17 protein-coding genes and 2 pseudogenes are annotated in these 18190 nt (G+C 56.7%); 4 read left to right on the top strand and 15 right to left on the bottom strand.

The window, feature by feature from the left end; all coding sequences use genetic code 11:
• A complete protein-coding gene (locus CVM73_RS19675) occupies positions 1 to 951 on the top strand; it encodes a class I SAM-dependent methyltransferase (RefSeq protein ID WP_100233528.1) in 951 nt (316 codons plus the stop codon).
• A gap of 97 nt (positions 952 to 1048) precedes the next feature.
• Positions 1049 to 1726, top strand: a pseudogene (locus CVM73_RS19670) (IS110 family RNA-guided transposase); the annotation flags it as partial.
• A 138-nt stretch (positions 1727 to 1864) separates the two neighbouring features.
• Here the strand turns inward: CVM73_RS19670 and CVM73_RS19665 are convergent.
• The 13 genes from CVM73_RS19665 to CVM73_RS19600 form a co-directional block, all read right to left on the bottom strand.
• The gene (locus CVM73_RS19665; protein ID WP_100233527.1) at positions 1865 to 2191 is read right to left on the bottom strand and encodes an acetyl-coenzyme A synthetase N-terminal domain-containing protein; all 327 of its coding nucleotides are present in this window, start codon (positions 2189 to 2191) and stop codon (positions 1865 to 1867) included.
• Positions 2188 to 2700: a hypothetical protein gene (locus CVM73_RS19660; protein ID WP_146006628.1), complete on the bottom strand. Its 513-nt coding sequence runs from the start codon at positions 2698 to 2700 to the stop codon at positions 2188 to 2190. The genes CVM73_RS19665 and CVM73_RS19660 overlap by 4 nt, the downstream gene beginning before the upstream one ends.
• A gap of 43 nt (positions 2701 to 2743) precedes the next feature.
• Positions 2744 to 4735: a c-type cytochrome gene (locus tag CVM73_RS19655; RefSeq protein ID WP_100233525.1), complete on the bottom strand. Its 1992-nt coding sequence runs from the start codon at positions 4733 to 4735 to the stop codon at positions 2744 to 2746.
• A 9-nt stretch (positions 4736 to 4744) separates the two neighbouring features.
• Positions 4745 to 5272 carry a copper resistance CopC family protein gene (locus tag CVM73_RS19650; protein ID WP_100233524.1) on the bottom strand — a complete coding sequence of 176 codons (528 nt, stop codon included), beginning with the start codon at positions 5270 to 5272 and terminating at the stop codon, positions 4745 to 4747.
• Positions 5273 to 5316: 44 nt separating this feature from the next.
• On the bottom strand, positions 5317 to 5784 hold the full coding sequence (locus CVM73_RS19645) for a hypothetical protein (protein WP_100233523.1): 468 nt from the start codon (positions 5782 to 5784) through the stop codon (positions 5317 to 5319).
• Between the two features lie 95 nt (positions 5785 to 5879).
• Positions 5880 to 7202, bottom strand: a complete 1323-nt coding sequence (amoB, locus tag CVM73_RS19640) for a bacterial ammonia monooxygenase, subunit AmoB (RefSeq protein ID WP_100233522.1) — start codon at positions 7200 to 7202, stop codon at positions 5880 to 5882.
• Positions 7203 to 7229: 27 nt separating this feature from the next.
• A complete protein-coding gene (amoA, locus tag CVM73_RS19635; protein ID WP_100233521.1) occupies positions 7230 to 8087 on the bottom strand; it encodes a bacterial ammonia monooxygenase, subunit AmoA in 858 nt (285 codons plus the stop codon).
• Positions 8088 to 8213: 126 nt separating this feature from the next.
• Positions 8214 to 9005, bottom strand: coding sequence for a bacterial ammonia monooxygenase, subunit AmoC (gene amoC, locus CVM73_RS19630; RefSeq protein WP_100233520.1), 792 nt, complete (start codon positions 9003 to 9005; stop codon positions 8214 to 8216).
• 91 nt (positions 9006 to 9096) lie between these two features.
• On the bottom strand, positions 9097 to 9201 hold the full coding sequence (pqqA, locus tag CVM73_RS19625) for a pyrroloquinoline quinone precursor peptide PqqA (RefSeq protein WP_100233519.1): 105 nt from the start codon (positions 9199 to 9201) through the stop codon (positions 9097 to 9099).
• 1013 nt (positions 9202 to 10214) lie between these two features.
• A complete protein-coding gene (gene ltrA / locus CVM73_RS19620) occupies positions 10215 to 11474 on the bottom strand; it encodes a group II intron reverse transcriptase/maturase (protein WP_100233518.1) in 1260 nt (419 codons plus the stop codon).
• A gap of 582 nt (positions 11475 to 12056) precedes the next feature.
• Entirely contained in the window at positions 12057 to 12647 is a 591-nt protein-coding gene (locus CVM73_RS19610; RefSeq protein WP_100233517.1) for an RNA-dependent RNA polymerase family protein, read from the bottom strand.
• A gap of 69 nt (positions 12648 to 12716) precedes the next feature.
• Complete coding sequence (locus tag CVM73_RS19605; protein WP_158237589.1) at positions 12717 to 13565, bottom strand: pyridoxamine 5'-phosphate oxidase family protein; 849 nt, start codon at positions 13563 to 13565, stop codon at positions 12717 to 12719.
• A 136-nt stretch (positions 13566 to 13701) separates the two neighbouring features.
• The gene (locus CVM73_RS19600) at positions 13702 to 14310 is read right to left on the bottom strand and encodes a glutathione S-transferase (protein WP_100233515.1); all 609 of its coding nucleotides are present in this window, start codon (positions 14308 to 14310) and stop codon (positions 13702 to 13704) included.
• 91 nt (positions 14311 to 14401) lie between these two features.
• Between CVM73_RS19600 and CVM73_RS39270 the strand changes: the two genes are divergently transcribed.
• Together CVM73_RS39270 and CVM73_RS19590 are read left to right on the top strand one after the other, a co-directional pair.
• Entirely contained in the window at positions 14402 to 14851 is a 450-nt protein-coding gene (locus tag CVM73_RS39270; protein ID WP_146006627.1) for a tautomerase family protein, read from the top strand.
• A gap of 306 nt (positions 14852 to 15157) precedes the next feature.
• On the top strand, positions 15158 to 15556 hold the full coding sequence (locus CVM73_RS19590) for a LysR substrate-binding domain-containing protein (RefSeq protein WP_100233514.1): 399 nt from the start codon (positions 15158 to 15160) through the stop codon (positions 15554 to 15556).
• On the opposite strand, the pseudogene CVM73_RS19585 reads toward CVM73_RS19590, so the two are convergent.
• Positions 15498 to 16262: pseudogene (locus CVM73_RS19585) on the bottom strand (phenylacetaldoxime dehydratase family protein). The gene CVM73_RS19590 and the pseudogene CVM73_RS19585 overlap by 59 nt on opposite strands.
• A gap of 540 nt (positions 16263 to 16802) precedes the next feature.
• Positions 16803 to 18158 (bottom strand): MFS transporter, encoded by a 1356-nt coding sequence (locus CVM73_RS19580; protein WP_245452364.1) that lies wholly within the window; start codon positions 18156 to 18158, stop codon positions 16803 to 16805.
• Between the last annotated feature and the right edge of the window lie 32 nt (positions 18159 to 18190).

The raw sequence follows: 18190 nt of genomic DNA, 5'->3' as shown, positions 1-18190 counted from the left end.
ATGAAAGAGGTGGCGAATTCACCTTGTTGGTGGGATTCGGGCTACGCCGACCACAACGTTTCGTCTATGGGTGGTCCTAGCCCCGAAATCTTCGAGATCGCGCCAGCTCTCCGCGCGAAGAGCGTGGTTGTCGAGCTGGGTTGCGGCGAGGGGCGCAATGCTCTCTATCTGGCCCATTTTGATCATCAGGTGATCGCGACTGACATCTCTGAAGCCGCTATCTCCAAGCTGAACCGGCTCGCAGGCGATCTTGGCGTGAACATTACGAGCGGAGTTGTTCGCGTTGAAGATTTCCGGCCGCCTGCTTACCTCGACGTCCTTATAGCGCATTCCGTATTGCATTTCACGGAACGGAGCGTCTGGAAACCGCTCGTCACGGCCTTCATCGATAGGACTCGGCCGGGAGGATTTCATTGCTTCACCAATACTCTCGATCAACCAGACCATCCTATTTCGAAGGAGAGTTTGGTGTCCGGTCACAAGAAGTCGTTCTCGCGTGGAGAGCTGGAGGCCATCTATGCGGAAGCAGACTGGGAGATTCTACGGTCTGATCATTACATTAAATGGGACTCGCATCCTGGCATTCCAATACATTCGCACTGCATCGAGAAAGTTGTGGCTCGTAGGCCAATTGGATCTGAAGACCTCCCACCAATGAGAGCTGAGTCCATCGAGGCATCAGGAATGATTCCTGCCAAACAATTTGATGCCTTGAAACTGGGCACACCACGCGAATCCATAATTGAAATATTCGGCTCGCCGTCAGCCCGCCATGGGGTCGCGACTAGCCGCAAGACAGTCGGTGGCAACAATCAAGAGGCCATAGCCGACGGCTACTTGCGCGAGGATATCATCTATGGCGATCACGGTCTTCAGTTCGTTAACGGTACGCTCACCGGAAAATATCGATATTTCACGCCCCCGAAGCGCTTGAGCATTCGAGAAGCGTGAGCTCCGACGAGAAAGTTCTCATGAGTTAATGGCATGGACCACGCCCGCTCTCAGCGGCAACGTGGAGCCCGGCGGGGCAGCAGCAGGAGCGCAAGCCATGTCGAATACGAACATTGTCACGATCGGTATCGATCTCGGGAAGAACACATTCCATGTCGTTGGTCTCGATGCCACAGGCGCAATCACGCTACGCAAGAAGCGGTCGAGAAATCAGCTTGACCAGTCGCTGGCCAATGTTCCGCGTTGTCTGATCGGAATGGAGGCGTGTGCAGGCGCACATCATCTAGGGCGCAAGCTCGAGAAATTTGGCCATCAAGTCCGGCTCTTGCCGGCACAGTACGTCAAGCCATACCTCAAAGGTCACAAGAATGATTTTCGGGATGCTGAAGCGATCGCCGAGGCCGTTCAGCGGCCGACAATGCGGTTCGTCCCAGTGAAGTCGGCCAAACAACTCAATTTGCAGGCACTCCACAGAGTTCGCAGTCGATTGGTGACGCAGAGAACGGCGGTCATCAATCAAATCCGGGGCTTTTTGCTTGAGCGAGGGCTACCAGTGCGGCAGGGAGCGGCAGCACTCCGATTGGCGCTCCCCCAAATCCTCTCGATGCCTTCGGAAAGCCTGTCACCTCGGGTGGTTCGGCTCATCCAGGACTTGGCCGAGGACTGGCGCTATCTCGACCGTCGCGTCGCGTTAGTCACCAAGGAGATCAACGAGATCGCGGAGCAAGATGCACATTGTCGCCGCCTGATGAGTGCGCCGGGCGTCGGGCCAATCGCGTTTCAGGTGCCCGACAATGAATCACAAGCGATTCATCCGATTCAAGATTTTTCGATCAGGACTACCGCCATCGAATCAAGCATTTGTGGGTAATTGAAAGCTTTGGCGGAGGGATACGCCGCAACTCACGTCAGATCAGCGCTCGTCACGCGCCGCATTGCAGGAGGCGCCCATTGAAGCCGCCGAGGAACTGCGCGGCGAAGAACCGCGTGATCCGGCCGCCGCGCAGCTGCCATGTGCGACATGGCGATCGAGCGTGTTGTAGCAAGTGTTGACCGCTCCGCCGGCGCACCAACGGCCGTAGATGCCCATTGATGGATCGAAGATCTTTCTCGGCCACTCGATCCAATCAACCTCTTTCGCAGCTTCCGCCCACAATCCCTCCGGATCAGCTAGCGCACGCGCAAGACTTTCCTGATAATGGCTCACACCTAAGCCCCCAATGATTGACGGCTTGCTCATTTTGATTCCTTCACAACCACGTTGAGGGTCTGTACCGTCTCGGAGATTGTGTGATGCTGCGGATCCGCCCAATAGAGTCTTATTGTGTGCCGACCAGGCTTGGCAGGGAGATCAAAAACATAGAGATAGCGGCCATCACCAAGCTGGATCAGCTGGTCTGCCATTGGCATGAGCTCGGTTTCGTCCATCGCAACATGCAGATGAACGCTCGCATTGGCAGAGCTCATGGTCATTTCTGCGATGTTATCGTCGGCTTGGAAAACGAAAGCAACACGCTCGCCGATGGTATTACCCGATTGCGGCAGGAGGATCTTCAATGCGGGCAGCTCGCCGGTATTTCCCGATCTCGCAACAGGCGCACCGTCAGACCCGTGCATATGGTGCATGCCCGGCTCATGGTGTTGTGCGTGGGCTGGAGCCGCGACCAGAGCGCCAGCCACAAGAATCATGCACCAAATGAACTGTTCGAATCGATCGCCAAACCGGTTGGGACGGGATGATATTTGCATGCTTTCCTCCTTTGTTTGCGAGCCCTGAAAGATTTCCACTAATTCAGTGCACATGTTGCGCGGGTGGCGGGAGAATTTTGGACTCTCTATTGAGAACTCGGACCTGCGAGATCAGCTCGTCGGAATTTTGCCAACCACATTCGTCCTCCGCTTGCAACCAGCGCGCACGGATGTATCCGAACCTGTCGATTAGGAATTCCATGGAATGTCTTCCCATTTCCAAACGCTTGGGATCTCCACGATTTGTAGTGCTCCGGGAGAGCAGATCGTAACTTTCTCTAACCTCTTGTGCTCCATGCCGGACATTTGGGACGCCCGCCGCCAGCGTTGCGTCCGGCGACACGATAATCGCCCACAATCGTTCTTTCCGGAATCTTTTCTGCTCAAGGCGTAGCTGTTCAACGCGCATTGCGTCGGACTTTTCGGGAAACACGAGCAGCACATTGCTTTGCTCACGGAAGTCCTTCAGCTCCCTCTCCGCCCCATTCTCGTCCTCTAAGAAAAAGTTTGGAGCCCCCAGCCACGGATGATCGGGTACGATTTCAGGCGACAGGATGCGCGCCTGAAATCCCTCTGAAAACGTCCGCAGGAAGTTGATCACATCCCAACGGGCCTGTTCGTCCAATACATCAGCAAATCCGGGCATGCCGCTTTTTGGAATTCCATGGCTAAGCCACCAAAACATGTCGCCGGCCGTGTGCAGCACAGTATGCGGTTCGCTCAAATTCGCGGGCGGCTTGGGAAGGGTCGATGCCGCCGGACCATCGCCAAGCCCTCCGCTGCCGTGGCAAGCCGCACAATTCTGGGCAAATAGACGCTTTCCATTGGTTATTGATATCGTCGAATAGGCAACCGACGGGCGGCGGTAAGTATCGGGATAGGCTTGCACGGATATCTGCCACAGACCGCCTGCGACCGAAATAACGGCGGCGGCGCCTGCTGCAACTGCTTTTGCCTTTTGCGGCTTTCTCAAACAAACGAGTAGGCCCCAGAAGAGTGACAATAGTGCTAGTGAGAAGGCGCCCGCCGCGATAACAGGCGTCGGCCACGCCGGCCACGTGGCTTCGATCGAAAAGCGAAACGGCAGCCGCCAGATGGGCTGATCATGTCGTGCTGGTATGACTGTTGAGAGCGCGGCTGCGCAGCCGACGATCAGAACACCGCAAAAGAATTCAGTTGCTGCCCATCCAGCTCCTGCAAGAAAAGCCGCGGGTTTTGCTCCTACGGTTTCCATGACGGGTAGGAAGCGCGTGCGAATCCGATTGGCCACCAACAGGATGCATGCAAGTAGAGCAAGCTTCGTTATAATTAGTTGACCGTAGGTCGTGCCAAGCCACTCGCCAGCCGAACTAGCGGAGCTAAACGCGAGCACCAAACCTGACGCGACGACGGCGACCACGAAACCGATTGCTAGTTGGGAGAAACGTCGCAGCGTCGCTGCGACATAGACGCGCCGAGTCTCCGTGGGGGTGACAGCGACCGAAGCCACCAGCCAGATCCAAGCCGGTAAGGCCCCAAGCCAAGCCGAAACCGCGAGCACGTGAAGTTGATGGGTCGGAACGAGCCAACGGCTGTCGTCTTCCCCGGCGGCGTGTCCAGCAAGTGGACCAATCAGCGCGATCAGTGCTGCTGTCCAGGCTGTCACGATTGAGGCTAAACGTTGCTGCTCCCTCGACCAGCCGCGAATTAGGATCGCTGTCGGCAGCAGCAAAAGAAGAGAGAGCGCTAACCTTGCAAGCGTGATCCGACCGTAATGTGTGTCAAATCCGAAGCTTTCCAGCGTCTGGCCAGCCGCGACTATCTCCGATAGTGCCATATCTGTCGCAATCGCGACTTGAGCGATAAATAACCCAGCGGTAGCGAAGAGGTGAATGCCGGCCGCCCAGAGAAAGCTCACCTGCACTCGTCTTTGCCAAGCGGCAAGTAACGGATCGGAAGACGGCGCTGCCAGCAACAGAAAGAGTACTCCGCCTATGACCCATGCAAGCGCAATGTCAGCGATGGCCTTACACAGAGCTGGAAACAATACCGTCATTCCGCATGCCTAACGTTGCTCGACGGTGAACTGATAGCCGTAGTCCACCACATGCCCGTCTTGCGAGAGCACGCGGTAATGAACCGAATAGCTCCCCGGTCTCATGTCAGATACTGCCGTTACCATGCACTTCGGATCATTGCCTGCTTTCAAATCGCCGAGCGTTAGCGACTGACCATTGGCGTTCTTGAGCTCCACTTTCGAAAACTTGAGCTCTATGCGTTCGTTGAAGCACAGTTCGATCTGCTGCGGCGAATGAGCTAACACTGCCCGGCTCGCGGGATCGGACTTCACGAGAGCGGCATGTGCAGAGGCGGCCGTCGGCAGGCACACGAGGCCAACGCACAGCAACGTGATGCCAAGCGCTGATACCGGACGCCTGCTTGCGGAGGAGAGTTCTTTTACCGTCCCTTGAATCAGCCTAGTTCGCGCCCTGCCGGTGCCGGCGGTCAAGTTTGGCGTGCCAGCATGATCGAGTGACGGCCCCGTCGCTACTCGGATATAATCGCTCTTGTTTCCGTGTTTTTCGTGAGACATGAGTGTGACCCTTATTGCCGGACAGCGGCCGACAAAGTGCTAGCCTAGCTTTCCTTGCGCAACGTGGAGTACCAAAACAGGGCGGCCCCGGCTGCCAGCGTTCCTAGAACGATTGCGAAACTGTCCCTATATCGGACCCAAATCCCGTTGCCGTAACCAACCGAAAACGGAAATCTCGATACGTATTTCGGTCCGTCGCCGACTATCACGAGGCCCACAAAGCGCCCGGATTCGGGGAACGTGTACTGAAACGATAGTGAGCCTGTCGGATATTGTTTTGGCGGGATTCGAAGGACGGCCTCGCTGTCTACGTCGTTGCCGGCGTCTCGCAACAACCGCACCTCGATGGGCAGATCACGTAGCACATCGCCGACGGCATCCAAGACGATGACCGTGCGGCCGATTTCCGGAATGTCCTCGCAAAATTCCTGATTCCCCTGCTTGGCCGGCTGGTATCCGGTAAAATGCATCATATAGGGCCCAGCGCGAAGCTTGCACACGTCTTTCTCCATCGATACTCCCCCGTGTGCAATCGCTGGCCGCGCCCCACCGCAGTCTAGGATGAGGAGCAAAGATGGAATTCCAAGCACTGCGGCTTTTACGATGTTCAACCCGGACCTCCTTTCGGATTCTCAGCCGTGCGGTTGTCGGGATCGGTGAATACAGGGACCATGGGGCCGCTGACGTTTGAGATTGTCCGTTTGCCGTGCTCGTCATAGAAGAACAACAGTCCTCCCAACGTGTTGTCCGGATCGTTGATCAGGCTACTCAAGCGCTCCGTCTCCCATGCCGCGTCGGCCGCTTCGATATCGACTGTCTTCGTTTCACCCGGCTTGAGCGGTCGGCTGTCGCTCACCTTAAGCCCATTCGGAGGAAGCAATTCCTTGGGGTAATTCGGATCCACCGCCGCCATTGCCTGGCTAACCTCATGGTTGATGAAGCGCTGATTGGAAGTTAAGAACTCGCCAAGCTGTGCTGACGTGCTCCCATTGTTCGTCAGTGTCACGTTCATACGAAGCGAGCGGCCAGGGACGTCATAGTTTGACTTGTTGACCACAACTTTGACCTGCTCAGGCACTTCCGGTAGGGGCTCGACGGTTGCGCGGGACCCCTGCAGCGGCACGGTCCTTGGATAAGCGATGTCGGTCGCCTGAAAGCCGAAGAATACGATGAGAATCGTCGCCACGAGCAAACCGGCCCCAAATAGGCGATCGGTGCTGGTAACGAGCTGAGATCGATCGCCGCCTTTTTCCGTCAACGCGCGAAAACGAGGCAGCAGGAGCGGCCGGCGCAACCACCAGACAAGCCACACGATGGCGATCGCAACCCACAAGCCATGCCAGAAGAACACCCTGCCAAGGCCCCAGGTTTCGAGATTATCGATAGTCTCGCCACTGAGAGTTTTGATTGGAAGCTTGAAGTCGCTTTCGTTCCCCGTCACCGTCAGCCAGTTTCCCGGTCCGAGCAGCGGCCCGGCTCCCATCACGTTGATCATCGGATGGACGTGATGGTGGCCTGGCACTCGTCCTTTGAGCACTGTTTTGAATTCATAGTCCCGGTTCAACTCCAGTTTGGTGGACTGAATTGCTGGGACACCATTAATGTAGCTCTCGGTTCGGGCTAGCACCGGGCCCGGCGTCCCGTTTCCCAGAAAGGCCGCTTCGGGAAGGGGTAGGTTGACTGGCCAGATCGGGAAGAGTCGGAACTTGCCGGTGACAACGATTTCACCGTTCACGGGAATTTCGTTCGTGCTCCAGTTCACATCGTAAAAATGAGCCGTTCGCATCCGCAGAAACGGCTCCTGATTGCGCTCACCATGCGCCAGAGCAGCATCTGGGACGAAGGTCAGTATTCCGATCTGCATGATCGCCGCCGCTGCCGATAAGATTACAAGCAAGCGTGAGCTTTTGCGGAAACAGAATGTTCTCATTTGGAGTCCTCCACAGTCCCAGCAGGATCATTCGGCTGCGACGAAGCGCCCTTGCAGGCTGGTGCCGTCTATGGCTTTTTGGGCTGCCTCAGCTGGCTCATCCTTATCGGTGAGCCCCATAAAATTTTTCAGGGTGTTTGGCGTCGTTACCACACGAGCGAGGAGCATTCCGATATGCCACCACGCCAAATACATCAGTATGGATACGAACGCCGAGAAAAAGGACGCGATAATGGCTGAGTGGCCACCAAAAGTTCGAAGCGTGCCCCGCTCTATCAGCCGGATATACTCAGGCAGGGCGGTGCGGGTGAAGGCATAGCTGATGTAATCGCCCACGGAAACAAGCTGCCCCATCACTTCTACGGGTAGCCGATATGGCGCCAGCCAAAACCAGTTAGTCGGGTAGAAAAGCAGTGCGAATGCAAAGGCGCCGGACATGGCCGTGAACAAAAAATTCCCGGTCAGCAAAAGAGCGACATCGAGGACTAGTGCGCCAGGTATCAGCAGCGCTGGAATGACCTCGCTCATCGGAAAGTACGACCAAAGGTGGAAACCGAAATATCGATTTATCCACTGACCGAACAGGAGACAAACGACCGCAAATGTAGCGGCGATTGGAAGTCTAAATTTCGTCCAAAACACATACTGCAAAGCTGCAGGGAATGTTATGGCCATAATTGGAGACAAAGTGACCCACCACTGTCTGTCTTTCCAATCGATCCACATATCCCAGTCCCCTGCGGTCAGCATGTAATGTAGGTGGAATGCGCCGGAGACGGCCAGAAAAAGGATGGCGGCGACGAGAAGGTCTAACACTCTTGAGATTCTTGCTGACTCTTTAGGCCATTCGAGCCCATACAGTCTCACAGACGTTCCTCCTTGCATGGCTTCCTCCTAATTGCTTTTACCGAGTTGAGATCGACCTTCCTGGAAACCGACGCCCGACATGATTACAAGACGGCATGCTTTGCACATGCCGGGCTGTCAGCGATCAATGGTTCATAAGCGGTTTCAGCGCTGGGTGGCGACCGAAACTTCGTCCTCTTGGGAAAGCCGCCCGATCACTTCAAGCATGTGCATCGCGATCTGGATCAGGAGCCCACCCAAGGCCAGCACACTCCAGCCCATCACGACGAAGCCCCAGTGCAAGGGATAGGAGAACACCTCTTCCATCAGGAAGAAGGCATGGCCCCACTCGTTGTAGCCCAAGTTCGGCAATATTAGAAACGGACCTACAACCGCGAGCACGAATGGAATTGAGATCTGCGTTGCGAACTTCGGCAGCCTCGTCATCGCGTACAGAAATGATCCCACGCCAAACAGGACGTAGAGTGGCATGGTGCCGTAGAACAGCACGATGTGACTCGGCGTGAAGCTTGTATCCCGGACCACAACCTGATGCCATGAGGCGTCCTGCTCGGCAAAGAAGCTGGTAGCGAACCAGACGCAAAGGGCATAGATGAAGATGAACAGGACCAGATTGAAGTAACGCCGGAGCTCTTCCCGCGGTTTGAGCGCGCCAAGATTGCGGTCTCGCGTGAACCATAGATACGCCCAGGTCACCACCCAGAGCAAAGGGATGACGCTAAGCTCAACCTTCAGCAACGTCATCCAGGCGACATCGAACGCGGGCTCAGTCGAATCCAGGCCGGCACTCCAAGCATAGACCTGCTGAAAGATGCGCCAGAACACCATCAGCGCTAGCACCGCCAGAGTGACTCCTGCTGCAAGTTTGAAATTCGCCAACGGCTGAGTACGGTCCTCAGCGGCAGACTTGGCGTTATGAGTCATCGTGATCGACATCTTGTCTCCTCCTTGAGATTGCCTAAGGTGTGGTGTTGTTTGCCAGGGTAGTGCTCACTTCGATCGTTGACCGCAAGGATAGGATCTGTCTTCAAGCTCCCAGCTTTCTGGTAACCTCCTTGCGAGCGGCGCACGCATACATGTTGATTTCGAGACCGACCGGTAATTCGACGATTTTTGGGGCTTTCCAGCTCATATCGATTTGCTCCTGGCTAGATGAATGCGGCGCAAAAGGTCGCGAGGACACGAGGTCCTCGCAGTGGGGGAGAACTCACCGAGTGCGCTGCAAGTGCTCGGCGAAAAAGAAACCCATGATCACGCCATCCCTGCCACCGCGCGCTGTGCCGTCACCCTGATGAGATTGGCGCGATAATCCGACGATCCGCAGGAATATGATCCGACTCTTGCCTCGCCCGCTGCTGCTCTTGCAAAGCAGCGTATTGATGCATCCAAGCGTCCGTAATGAACCATTCGTTATAGTTGGACTCCACATCACTCTCCCTAGATGAGGTAAATCTTCATAGCTGACCCGGAGCTAAGCCGTTCGCTCAGGTCGACGACCGCAACAAAGCCAAAGAACGACAGTCCTCCCCCTTCTCTCTGTTCGCTCATTACCCGCATCCTCCTTTGAAAGAGCGGTGCGGCACGTCGGGTTTGAACCTGGCCCGTATAGACGCAAGACGTCCGCTTTCATCTCAAACAACCCGTCCAGCTCCGGCTTCAATTTGGAAATTGGCCGCGCGCTCGGTCTCAGGTTACAACCTCACGCCACGTACGAATCAAGCCTTGACGGCTGTGGCGAGGCTGATTGAGGTATGTGCAAGTGTCGAGAAAGCGGGTCCGCCTCGCGCTTCTTTCGTCGGAATCCGCAGAGGATCATTAACTTGAGGCTCGACGCGTGCACATACCTCAATCAGCCTCGCCATGACCGGCACCTGAAAGAGCTTAAGGCCTGCGTGGGGTCAGGTTGTACAGTCTAATTCATGTCTTCGACCGTTACCCCACAAGCTTCACGATCACACTGGGGGCGCAATCTCGAGTTCCAAGTACGCGAGAGCCGGTGGGCGCAGGGATCGTGGTCGAGTAGCTCGGCCATTTGGCTTTGCCCTCACAGATCCGGGCAGGCGGCTTTGGCGAGTAGGCCGGTGGAATCTCACCGCCGGCCTCTCATAGATCCCAGCGTGAGACTCTCGCCTCACTGGGCTCCCATCAGGCGAACGAGCCGCGTATGCCGATCTTCCAGTGTGCGAACAACCCGGGACGTTCTCGAGATAGTCGTTCGAGAACGCGGCCGGGCTTGGCCTTGCGACCCATAAAGCGTTTGAACTTCCGCATCATCCAAGCCTCGATTGTCTGATTGACGTATCGAAGGATTGGCCCCAGAGCCGCCCGCGTGAATCGACCGTAATACTCAATCCACCCCCGCAGGAGTGGATTGAGCTGCCGAGCGATGTCAGCCATTGACACATGGGTCCGTCTTCGGAGGTTCAAATCCCGGATTGCCGCCCGCATAGACTTCAGCGCCGAAGCGCTGACCCCAGGCAGAAAACTGCAGAACACCGAGGCGTCTTGCGAGTTCTTTGCCCGTCGCGGCCGGAAGCAGTAGCCAAGGAAGTCAAACTTGACGTTCGAATAGCTGCCCTTCCGCCGGCTGTCCTTACAGTAGACAATCCTGGTTTTGGTGGGGTGCATCTCAAGCCCGCATTCCGCCAGACGAGTTTGTAGCTCGGCCTTTAAGGCTTCCGCTTCTTGCTCGCTCCGGCAGTGCACTAGGCCATCGTCTGCATACCTACACCATGGGAGGTCGGGGTGCGCCCGTCCCATCCAGAGGTCGAAAGTGTAGTGCAAGAAAAGGTTGGATAATATCGGGCTAATCACGCCACCCTGAGGGGTGCCGCGGGTTCGCTCGATAATTATTCCATCCTTGTCCATAGGTGCCGTCAGCCATCGTTCGATGTAGAGCAGCGCCCACTTGCACGTCACGTGCTTCCGGACAGCCCGTAGCAAAAGTTCATGGTCGATGTTGTCGAACAGACCTTTGATGTCGAATTCGAGAACCCAGTCGTATTTCCAGCACCGCTTGCGCGTGACGCCGATAGCATCGAGCGCCGATTTTCTCGGCCGATAGCCATAGGAGTCTGCCAAAAATATTGGGTCCAAGTCCGGCTCAATGAGTTGTTTGACAACCATCTGGGCCACTCGATCCGCTACGGTTGGCACACCTAAAATCCGCTGGCCTCCAGCCTTTTTGGGAATGGAGACGGCGCGCACCGGTGGTGGAAAGTAGCTTCCCGAGCTCATCCGATTCCAAAGCTTGTAGAGATTGTTCTGCAAGTCGGAGTCGAACTGCTCGATCGTCTGTTCATCCACACCGGCCGAACCCGCATTGGATTTGACCGCTTTGTAAGCCTCGTACACACGTTTCTTATCGATATGAAACGGCTTGTTTGTCGTGATCGTCGTCGTCATCCTGTTTCCAGTTGGTACGTCAATACGATTTGTCCTGACCCGACCCCTTTGCTCCGGCCCGATTACGGGGCCTTCACCGCTCGTACGGGTCGGTCCGCCCCAGTCCCTGGCTTCGGTACTCTCGCCTCGCAGTTTTAGCCGCTTCAGCTTCTCCCTTGGCATCCAGGGACTGGTTCCTGCAGTTCCACACGAAAGCCTGCATCCGCTTCACGCCCCCTATACGCCGACCGCTATCTGCCCAGTACCCAGGTAACCGACAGATTTGTCCCAGAGGATGCGAGCGCCTCCGGTTTTAGCAGTGTCTAAAGCCTTTCGGCGCGTCACCGAGGGTTTGCTCACGCTCGTCTCTCGAATGCTCACCTGCCCGAATTTCATTCGGACTTTTGATCCAACGCTCACCACCGCGCCTTTTGAACGCAGCAGCTTGGACTGGTTTGGGACCTGCTCCTGAAAGCCGATCCCGAGGGGCCCGCCCTCATCTTTCGCGCAGCTTATCCCCACGGTCAGTTGTTCATCGCAAACCCCCTCCCGTGTGCACCTGCAGCACACCCCGCACCCGGCTCTTCCCGAGGGTAACCCGCGTCATATCCGCGCCTGCGCCCATGTGCGAGTGATGCGTGGAGTTGGCAGGCGGAAGCGTGCCGTCAGGGTCTCGAACTCTGGCCAGCTCATGCGCCGACTTTTCTGGCTGCGCCGTCTCAGACAACGCAGCCAGGTTCGACGCACTTCGCGGTAGAAGCCGTTGAGCGCTGGATAGTTGTGCGGCCTGCCATAGTAGCCATAGTGCCCGCGCAGAACGGCGGCGAACCACTCGTACTGCGTGGCCAGTGGCGCATGCATGAGCCGCCAGGCCTCCTGGCGCAACGCCGTCAGCTTGCGCGTCAGGCGTTTCGCTTCCGTCTTGTGCTTCACGATGAACCGGCCATCTCGTGTCCGCCCGCAGTAGTGGGTAAAGCCGAGGAAGGCGAAGGTCTCTGGCCGCCGCTCGCCCCGCCGCTGACGCGAGAGGGCCGCGAACCGGCCAAACTCGATCTTGTTCTCATGGAGCGTCAGGCCGAAGCTGGCCAGCCGCACCTTGAGAGCCAAGAGCATTTCCTGCGCATCGGCCTTGCTCTCGAAGCCCATGACGAAGTCGTCCGCGTCATCGTCTCTGAACGCGGGAGGCACATACAAGGGAGTTCTCCGTTCTGACATGGGGCCGATTTTGAGTGTTGGGCGACTGATGCGATGGTCTAGCTGAGCCTACTCATTTCGCCAAAGCCCTGTCGTGCTCGTAAACGGCGAGAACTCGACTTCAGGGCCAGATCGAATGGAGGCGCTCGGCGCGAAGTATCCATCCTCGATATATACGCGCCAAGCCCATTGGGCGCCAGAATACGAGGCAACACGAGGGTCGCTCCAAAGAATTTCAACGCGCCCGCGAATGTGTACCAAATCGCCGGTCAGAAAATCGATGATGAGCAGAGCGGCATATGGATGAACTGAAAAGTTGCCTAGCGTGTTGTAATAGAGGTTGCCAGAAAAGTCTGGAACAGTGATCTCGCGATCGCCGACCAGTACGAAACCGGGTCGGCCCCCACGATGAGATATATCGCAGTCATAGGTGTCTGGCTCCCCATTCTGCGTGCGAATGCAGGATGCCACGAAAAACGTGTCCGCGTTTTGAATGACCCGCTTAAGCGCCTCGTCGAGCTGCTTGAATTCGACTCTCGGCCTTTGATGAGACGAAAACTGATCCGAGGTTATGTTTTGGCGAACCTGAATGTATTTCGGACAATTGCCAAAGCTTTGATGCACATGCACCTCAAATCCCTCAGCGTCCGCGCTTGCAACTCGTCCGTTGAGTCGATTTCGCCGTCGGTTCGTCAGGTCTAGACCTAGCAACCCCAAGTGGGCGCCAACTACTAGATTATCGCTCAAGGGATCGTCCTTAGAGGGGCAAGCCCTGACCAGCAGGCGCCCCGGGTCTGGCGACGACAAGAAGCCTGTCGGCCCGGTCAAAACCGATGCGCTCGGCAAGCCGTCCCGATCAGCGGATCCAACAAAGACGTAGCCCAAGTTAGCGAAAAAATCCCGGTGCTGTTCGGGCATCTCCTTTCTTATTGCCACCTGCGCACGCCTCCGGATGCCGTCGCCGACACCCGCCCGGTGCTGGACCTCGAGCTCACCTGGGTGAAACGGAGACGAACCGCGTTCCGATATCATGATTTACCGCTCCAGAAGGCATCTATCGAGGTGCGGGCGGCATTGGCTCGAATCTTGGCAATGCTTCGATACGCTCGAGCCATCGAACGATGTTCGGGTAAGGCTGCAGCGCCACGCCACCTTCCGGTGCGGCGCGCGTGTAACTGTAGCATGCGACGTCAGCAACTGTCGGCACGTCGGTGGCGACGAACTCTCTCTGTGCCAGATGCTCGTTCATCACCTTGAAGAGCCGATCCGCGATCTCGCTTGACCGCTCACGATCGATCGATCGTCCGAACACGGCGCCGAGGCGAGCGGTTGCTGGTCCGAAGGCGAGGGGGCCGGCAGCGACGGAGAGCCATCGCTGAACCTGCGCGAGTTCAACGGCCTCCACAGGAAGCCAGGTCCTGGACGCGTCGTAGCGAGTGGCGAGATAGACAAGAATCGCATTCGAGTCAGCGATGATGATGCCATTGTCGTCGATGACTGGAATCTCGCCGAATGCGTTCATCGCCAGAAACGTCGGCGTCTTGCGATCAGGTGGCGGCGTAGCGGCAAACTCGAACGGCAAATCGAGAAGCCTGAGAAACAACTCCACACGATGGCTGTGACCCGACAACTTGCCACCGTAGAGCCGAATTTGCTGGTTCATCGAACTCTTCTCCTGTTTTGGCTTCCTAGTAGTTCTGATCGGATTAGCCGGGAATGCCGCCGCCCGGCAACATATTGTTGCAAAAATCGCAATGATGGTGCGCGTCTATCTTGGCGTACATTTTTTCACCTTTTTCCGCCAGCGTGCTCGGCGAATTGGGCGATCGCTGGTGCCTGCAGCATGCCTTCGTCGGCTCTGCCTCGGAGATTTAAACCGTGGAGAGTTCGCGTCATCTGAAGCCGTGATCATGATCATCGGAATTTCGAATGCGTCACCTGATGAAAAAGTTGCAACCGGTATTGCGCGTTTTCACGTGGCAGATCTGATCGAGGGATGGAGCGATGGTGAGCTCCGGAAGTTGCTGGACCTCACTCATGAAGTGCTGGTTGAGACGCTGCACGTGCCGGCCCGTGACCGCTATCAGGTCGTGCATCTTCATCCGCGGTCTTGCGTAGCTGCGTTCGACACTGGTCTTGGTTTCGAGCGTACCGAGAAGCTGGTCATTCTGCAGTTGACCAGCCGCCCACGGGAGAGAAGGTAACCCGGCTCTGTGTCCGGACCCTGGCCTCCTCGCGCAGGCTCCCCTCGGGCTGGTCCCTTCCCTCCATGCGTCTCGTTACCTTCGACGACTTCACAGGTAGTATGGACCAGTCCGACTCCCGACCTCAGCTCGAACAACGGCTCTGGCAGTGCCTTGCCGCTGTCCCCCGCTGGAGACCAATCCAGCGGACCCGGTCGGGCCTCTCATGTTCCGATGATTACCGTGCGTGATGCGGCCATCGACCCGACGGAGCGGCATCGTCTCGCGTATCGACGATGCTCATGCAGCCTTCGTGCTTAGGGAACAATCAATGATCTAAAAACGATCGTCTTCCAGATCGGCTGCTCATATCGTCAAAAGCTGGAGGCCGCTTTGGCCGAAATGGGCATTGCAGTGGCCCAGCCTCTCGAGTTCGGATCTCTCGATGCGATCGTCAGTTGCGTCTCCGCCGGCGTTGGCGTCACTCTGCTGCCAAGGGGCGTCATTGCTCCCGCTCTTAAGAACGGCCAAGTTGCCGTGCATAAGCTTCCCCCTTCCCGCGCAATGGTAGAAACGGTGTTCGTCCGTCGTCATGACGCCTATGTGTCGAGCGCCATGAAGGCTTTGTTCGACCTGCTCGGATCTAAGCCGGAATCGAAGCGGGCCGCTATGATAGTCGGTGCCCTTCAAAATAGTTCACCAAGCCGGTACCCGGCGCACAGTTGACGTACTCGAAAGCCTGATCTTGCGCTGGCAATACGAAGACTTCGTGCCAGGTTCGCAGCTGGTTTTTCTTGCCGAATCTGCGGTATCTGGCCATCGCTGCACAGAAAATGGCTCCATGCGAAGGATGATGTTCAGCCCGCTCTTCCATGTGGTTGAGCGACAGGAAATATCCGAGCGCATGGGTCTCAAGCTCGGGTGCGCCGGCTGCATCGCAAGTTTGTTGGAAGCGTGACGAGCAGCAGCCAGTCGCCTCGGGGCTTTCGCGCAGAAACTCCATTCCTTGCTCAAGAGGCGCACGCAGGTCACGCATGTAGTCCTCGGTTTGCTCTGGATCACAGCGTCCCCAAAACGCGCCAGAGCGTATGACTGCGAGATTCTGTGGAGCGGCAATACGCCAGCGATGAAACCTTGTCTAACGTCGAGTTGCGGGTTGAAGCTCATTGAGCGCCGACGCCAGCGGATCGACTGCAGCTAGAGGAATGCGGTCACGCATTGCACCGTAATATCCACAATACGGCGTAGGATAGAGCGCAACGTCCTTGGAACGACTGAGGCCAACCTGATAGTCTTCCCAATACAGCGTCTCGATGCGCTCGATCGGAATCGTCCAACTTTCTTGAGAGTAGCCGGTGCGCTCCGAATTTCTCGCTGGATTGTTCCACCAATTCGCAACGTGAGCATCATCAAGCCAGCTATCCCGACGCATCTATTCGACCCAATAGGTCGCTACCACATGCGTGTAGAGGCCGTTCTGGTCAACAAACCAGGCGTGATCGACCACGTCCGGTCCGCTGGGCAGGTGGATTGCCTCCGACAGCCAAGGAATAAAGCCAGAATTGTGGACTGTCTCCGCGTCTGTGCCCTGAACGCCGTGAAATGCCACACACAATGAACCGAATTTGCGCGGAAAACCGACGGACCAACGTTGCACTACAGGCTCGCCCCCCTTGGTTTGCGTAGCGGGTTGATCCGGTCCAAAGCCCGAAAATTCATATGACGCTCCGTCGTGGGTCTGCGCTTTAAGATGTCCATGCTTAGGATGCGATCTGCCCTTCGAGAAACGCCCCGCTGCTACGAGCAGCGGGGTCGCAGAACATCTAGCGACAAGTCTAGGGAGAAACTCATTGCAGGAACGACAATGGTGGGCGCGTCATCGGAACTTCCAGGCCGACAGTGTATCACAGCGATAGCTAGGTTCAGACGAGTATTCGCGCAAAGAGCACCTGGATCAGGCGGCCTACGTTTCTCACGCAAGCTGCCGCTCCGCCGTAGGTTCTGCCTCGCGCTCGCCTGACGCCGCGGCTGGCGCAGCCTTCGGCAGGCAAAACACATTGACAATCGCCGTCAAAACCGAGACCGCTATTGGATAGATTAAACCCGAATAGATGTTGCCCGTGTAGCTGACAAGCGAGAGGCTGATTAGCGGGACGAAGCCGCCAAATATGCCCGTCCCGATGTGATAGGGAAGAGACAGGGAAGTATACCGCAACCGCGCCGGAAAAAGCTCGACGAGGAAAGCGGCGTTCGGCCCATAGACCAGTGCGGCGAAGATGAGCTGGGCCAAGATGAGGGCCGTCACTGCAACATAGTTTTGAACCGCTGTCGCCGCGGCCATTCCCATGTAGATCGGCACATACAGAGCAGCCGCGAGCAGTAGTCCCGTTACGATTAGAGGCCGACGCCCGATGCGATCAGAAAGGGCGCCACTTACCACGATCAAAGGCGTTCCGATGGCCAGCGCCACAGCGACACAAATGTTCGCCGTGAGAAAGTCCACCTTCAGAACGCTCTGTAGAAAATACAGCGCGTAGAATTGCCCCGTGTACCATACGCAACCAAGTCCGGCCGTTGCACCGAATAGGGCATACAAGGCATATCGCAGTCCCTGCCCACTGCCGAAGCTTTCTCGCACGGGCGCACGTGAGACTTTTCCGGCTTGACGCATCTGCTCGAAGACGGGCGACTCACTAAGCTTCAGGCGGAGATAGATCGAGAGCAAGACGAGAACGGCCGACAACAGGAACGGAATGCGCCATCCCCACGCGCGAAATGCCTCTTCGCCGAGGGACAAGCGACACGCAAGCACGACGAGGATGGCTACAAAGAAACCGACGGTCGCGGTGGTTTGTATGAAACTTGTGAAGAAGCCGCGACGGTTCTCCGGAGCATGTTCCGCCACGTAAACGGCGGCGCCGCCGTACTCTCCACCAATGGCCAACCCTTGGACCAGGCGCAGCAGCACAAGCGCGACGGGAGCTACAAATCCGATGCTTGAGTATGTCGGCAGAAATCCGACCATGGTGGTCGAAATGCCCATCAGGATCAGGGTGAGCAGGAACGTGTGTTTCCGTCCTAGCCGGTCGCCGAGACTGCCAAAGACGATAGCGCCAAAGGGACGAATAACGAATCCAGTAGCAAAGGTCGCAACGCTGATCAGGACCGCCGCGGTCGGATCATTGGCCGGATAAAAGAGTGTCGAAAAAAATACGGCGAGGCTGCCGTACAGATAAAAATCGTACCACTCGATAATCGTACCTGCACTTGAGGCAAGTACGACAGTCCATATTCCCGGAGCCCGGGCATCCAATCTCGGTTCGCTCATCAACATCTCTCTTTCGATCTCTAGGGCACGCG

It is taken from the genome of Bradyrhizobium forestalis, assembly GCF_002795245.1.
Lineage (GTDB): Bacteria > Pseudomonadota > Alphaproteobacteria > Rhizobiales > Xanthobacteraceae > Bradyrhizobium > Bradyrhizobium forestalis.
This window is presented reverse-complemented; position numbering and strand designations above follow the sequence as displayed.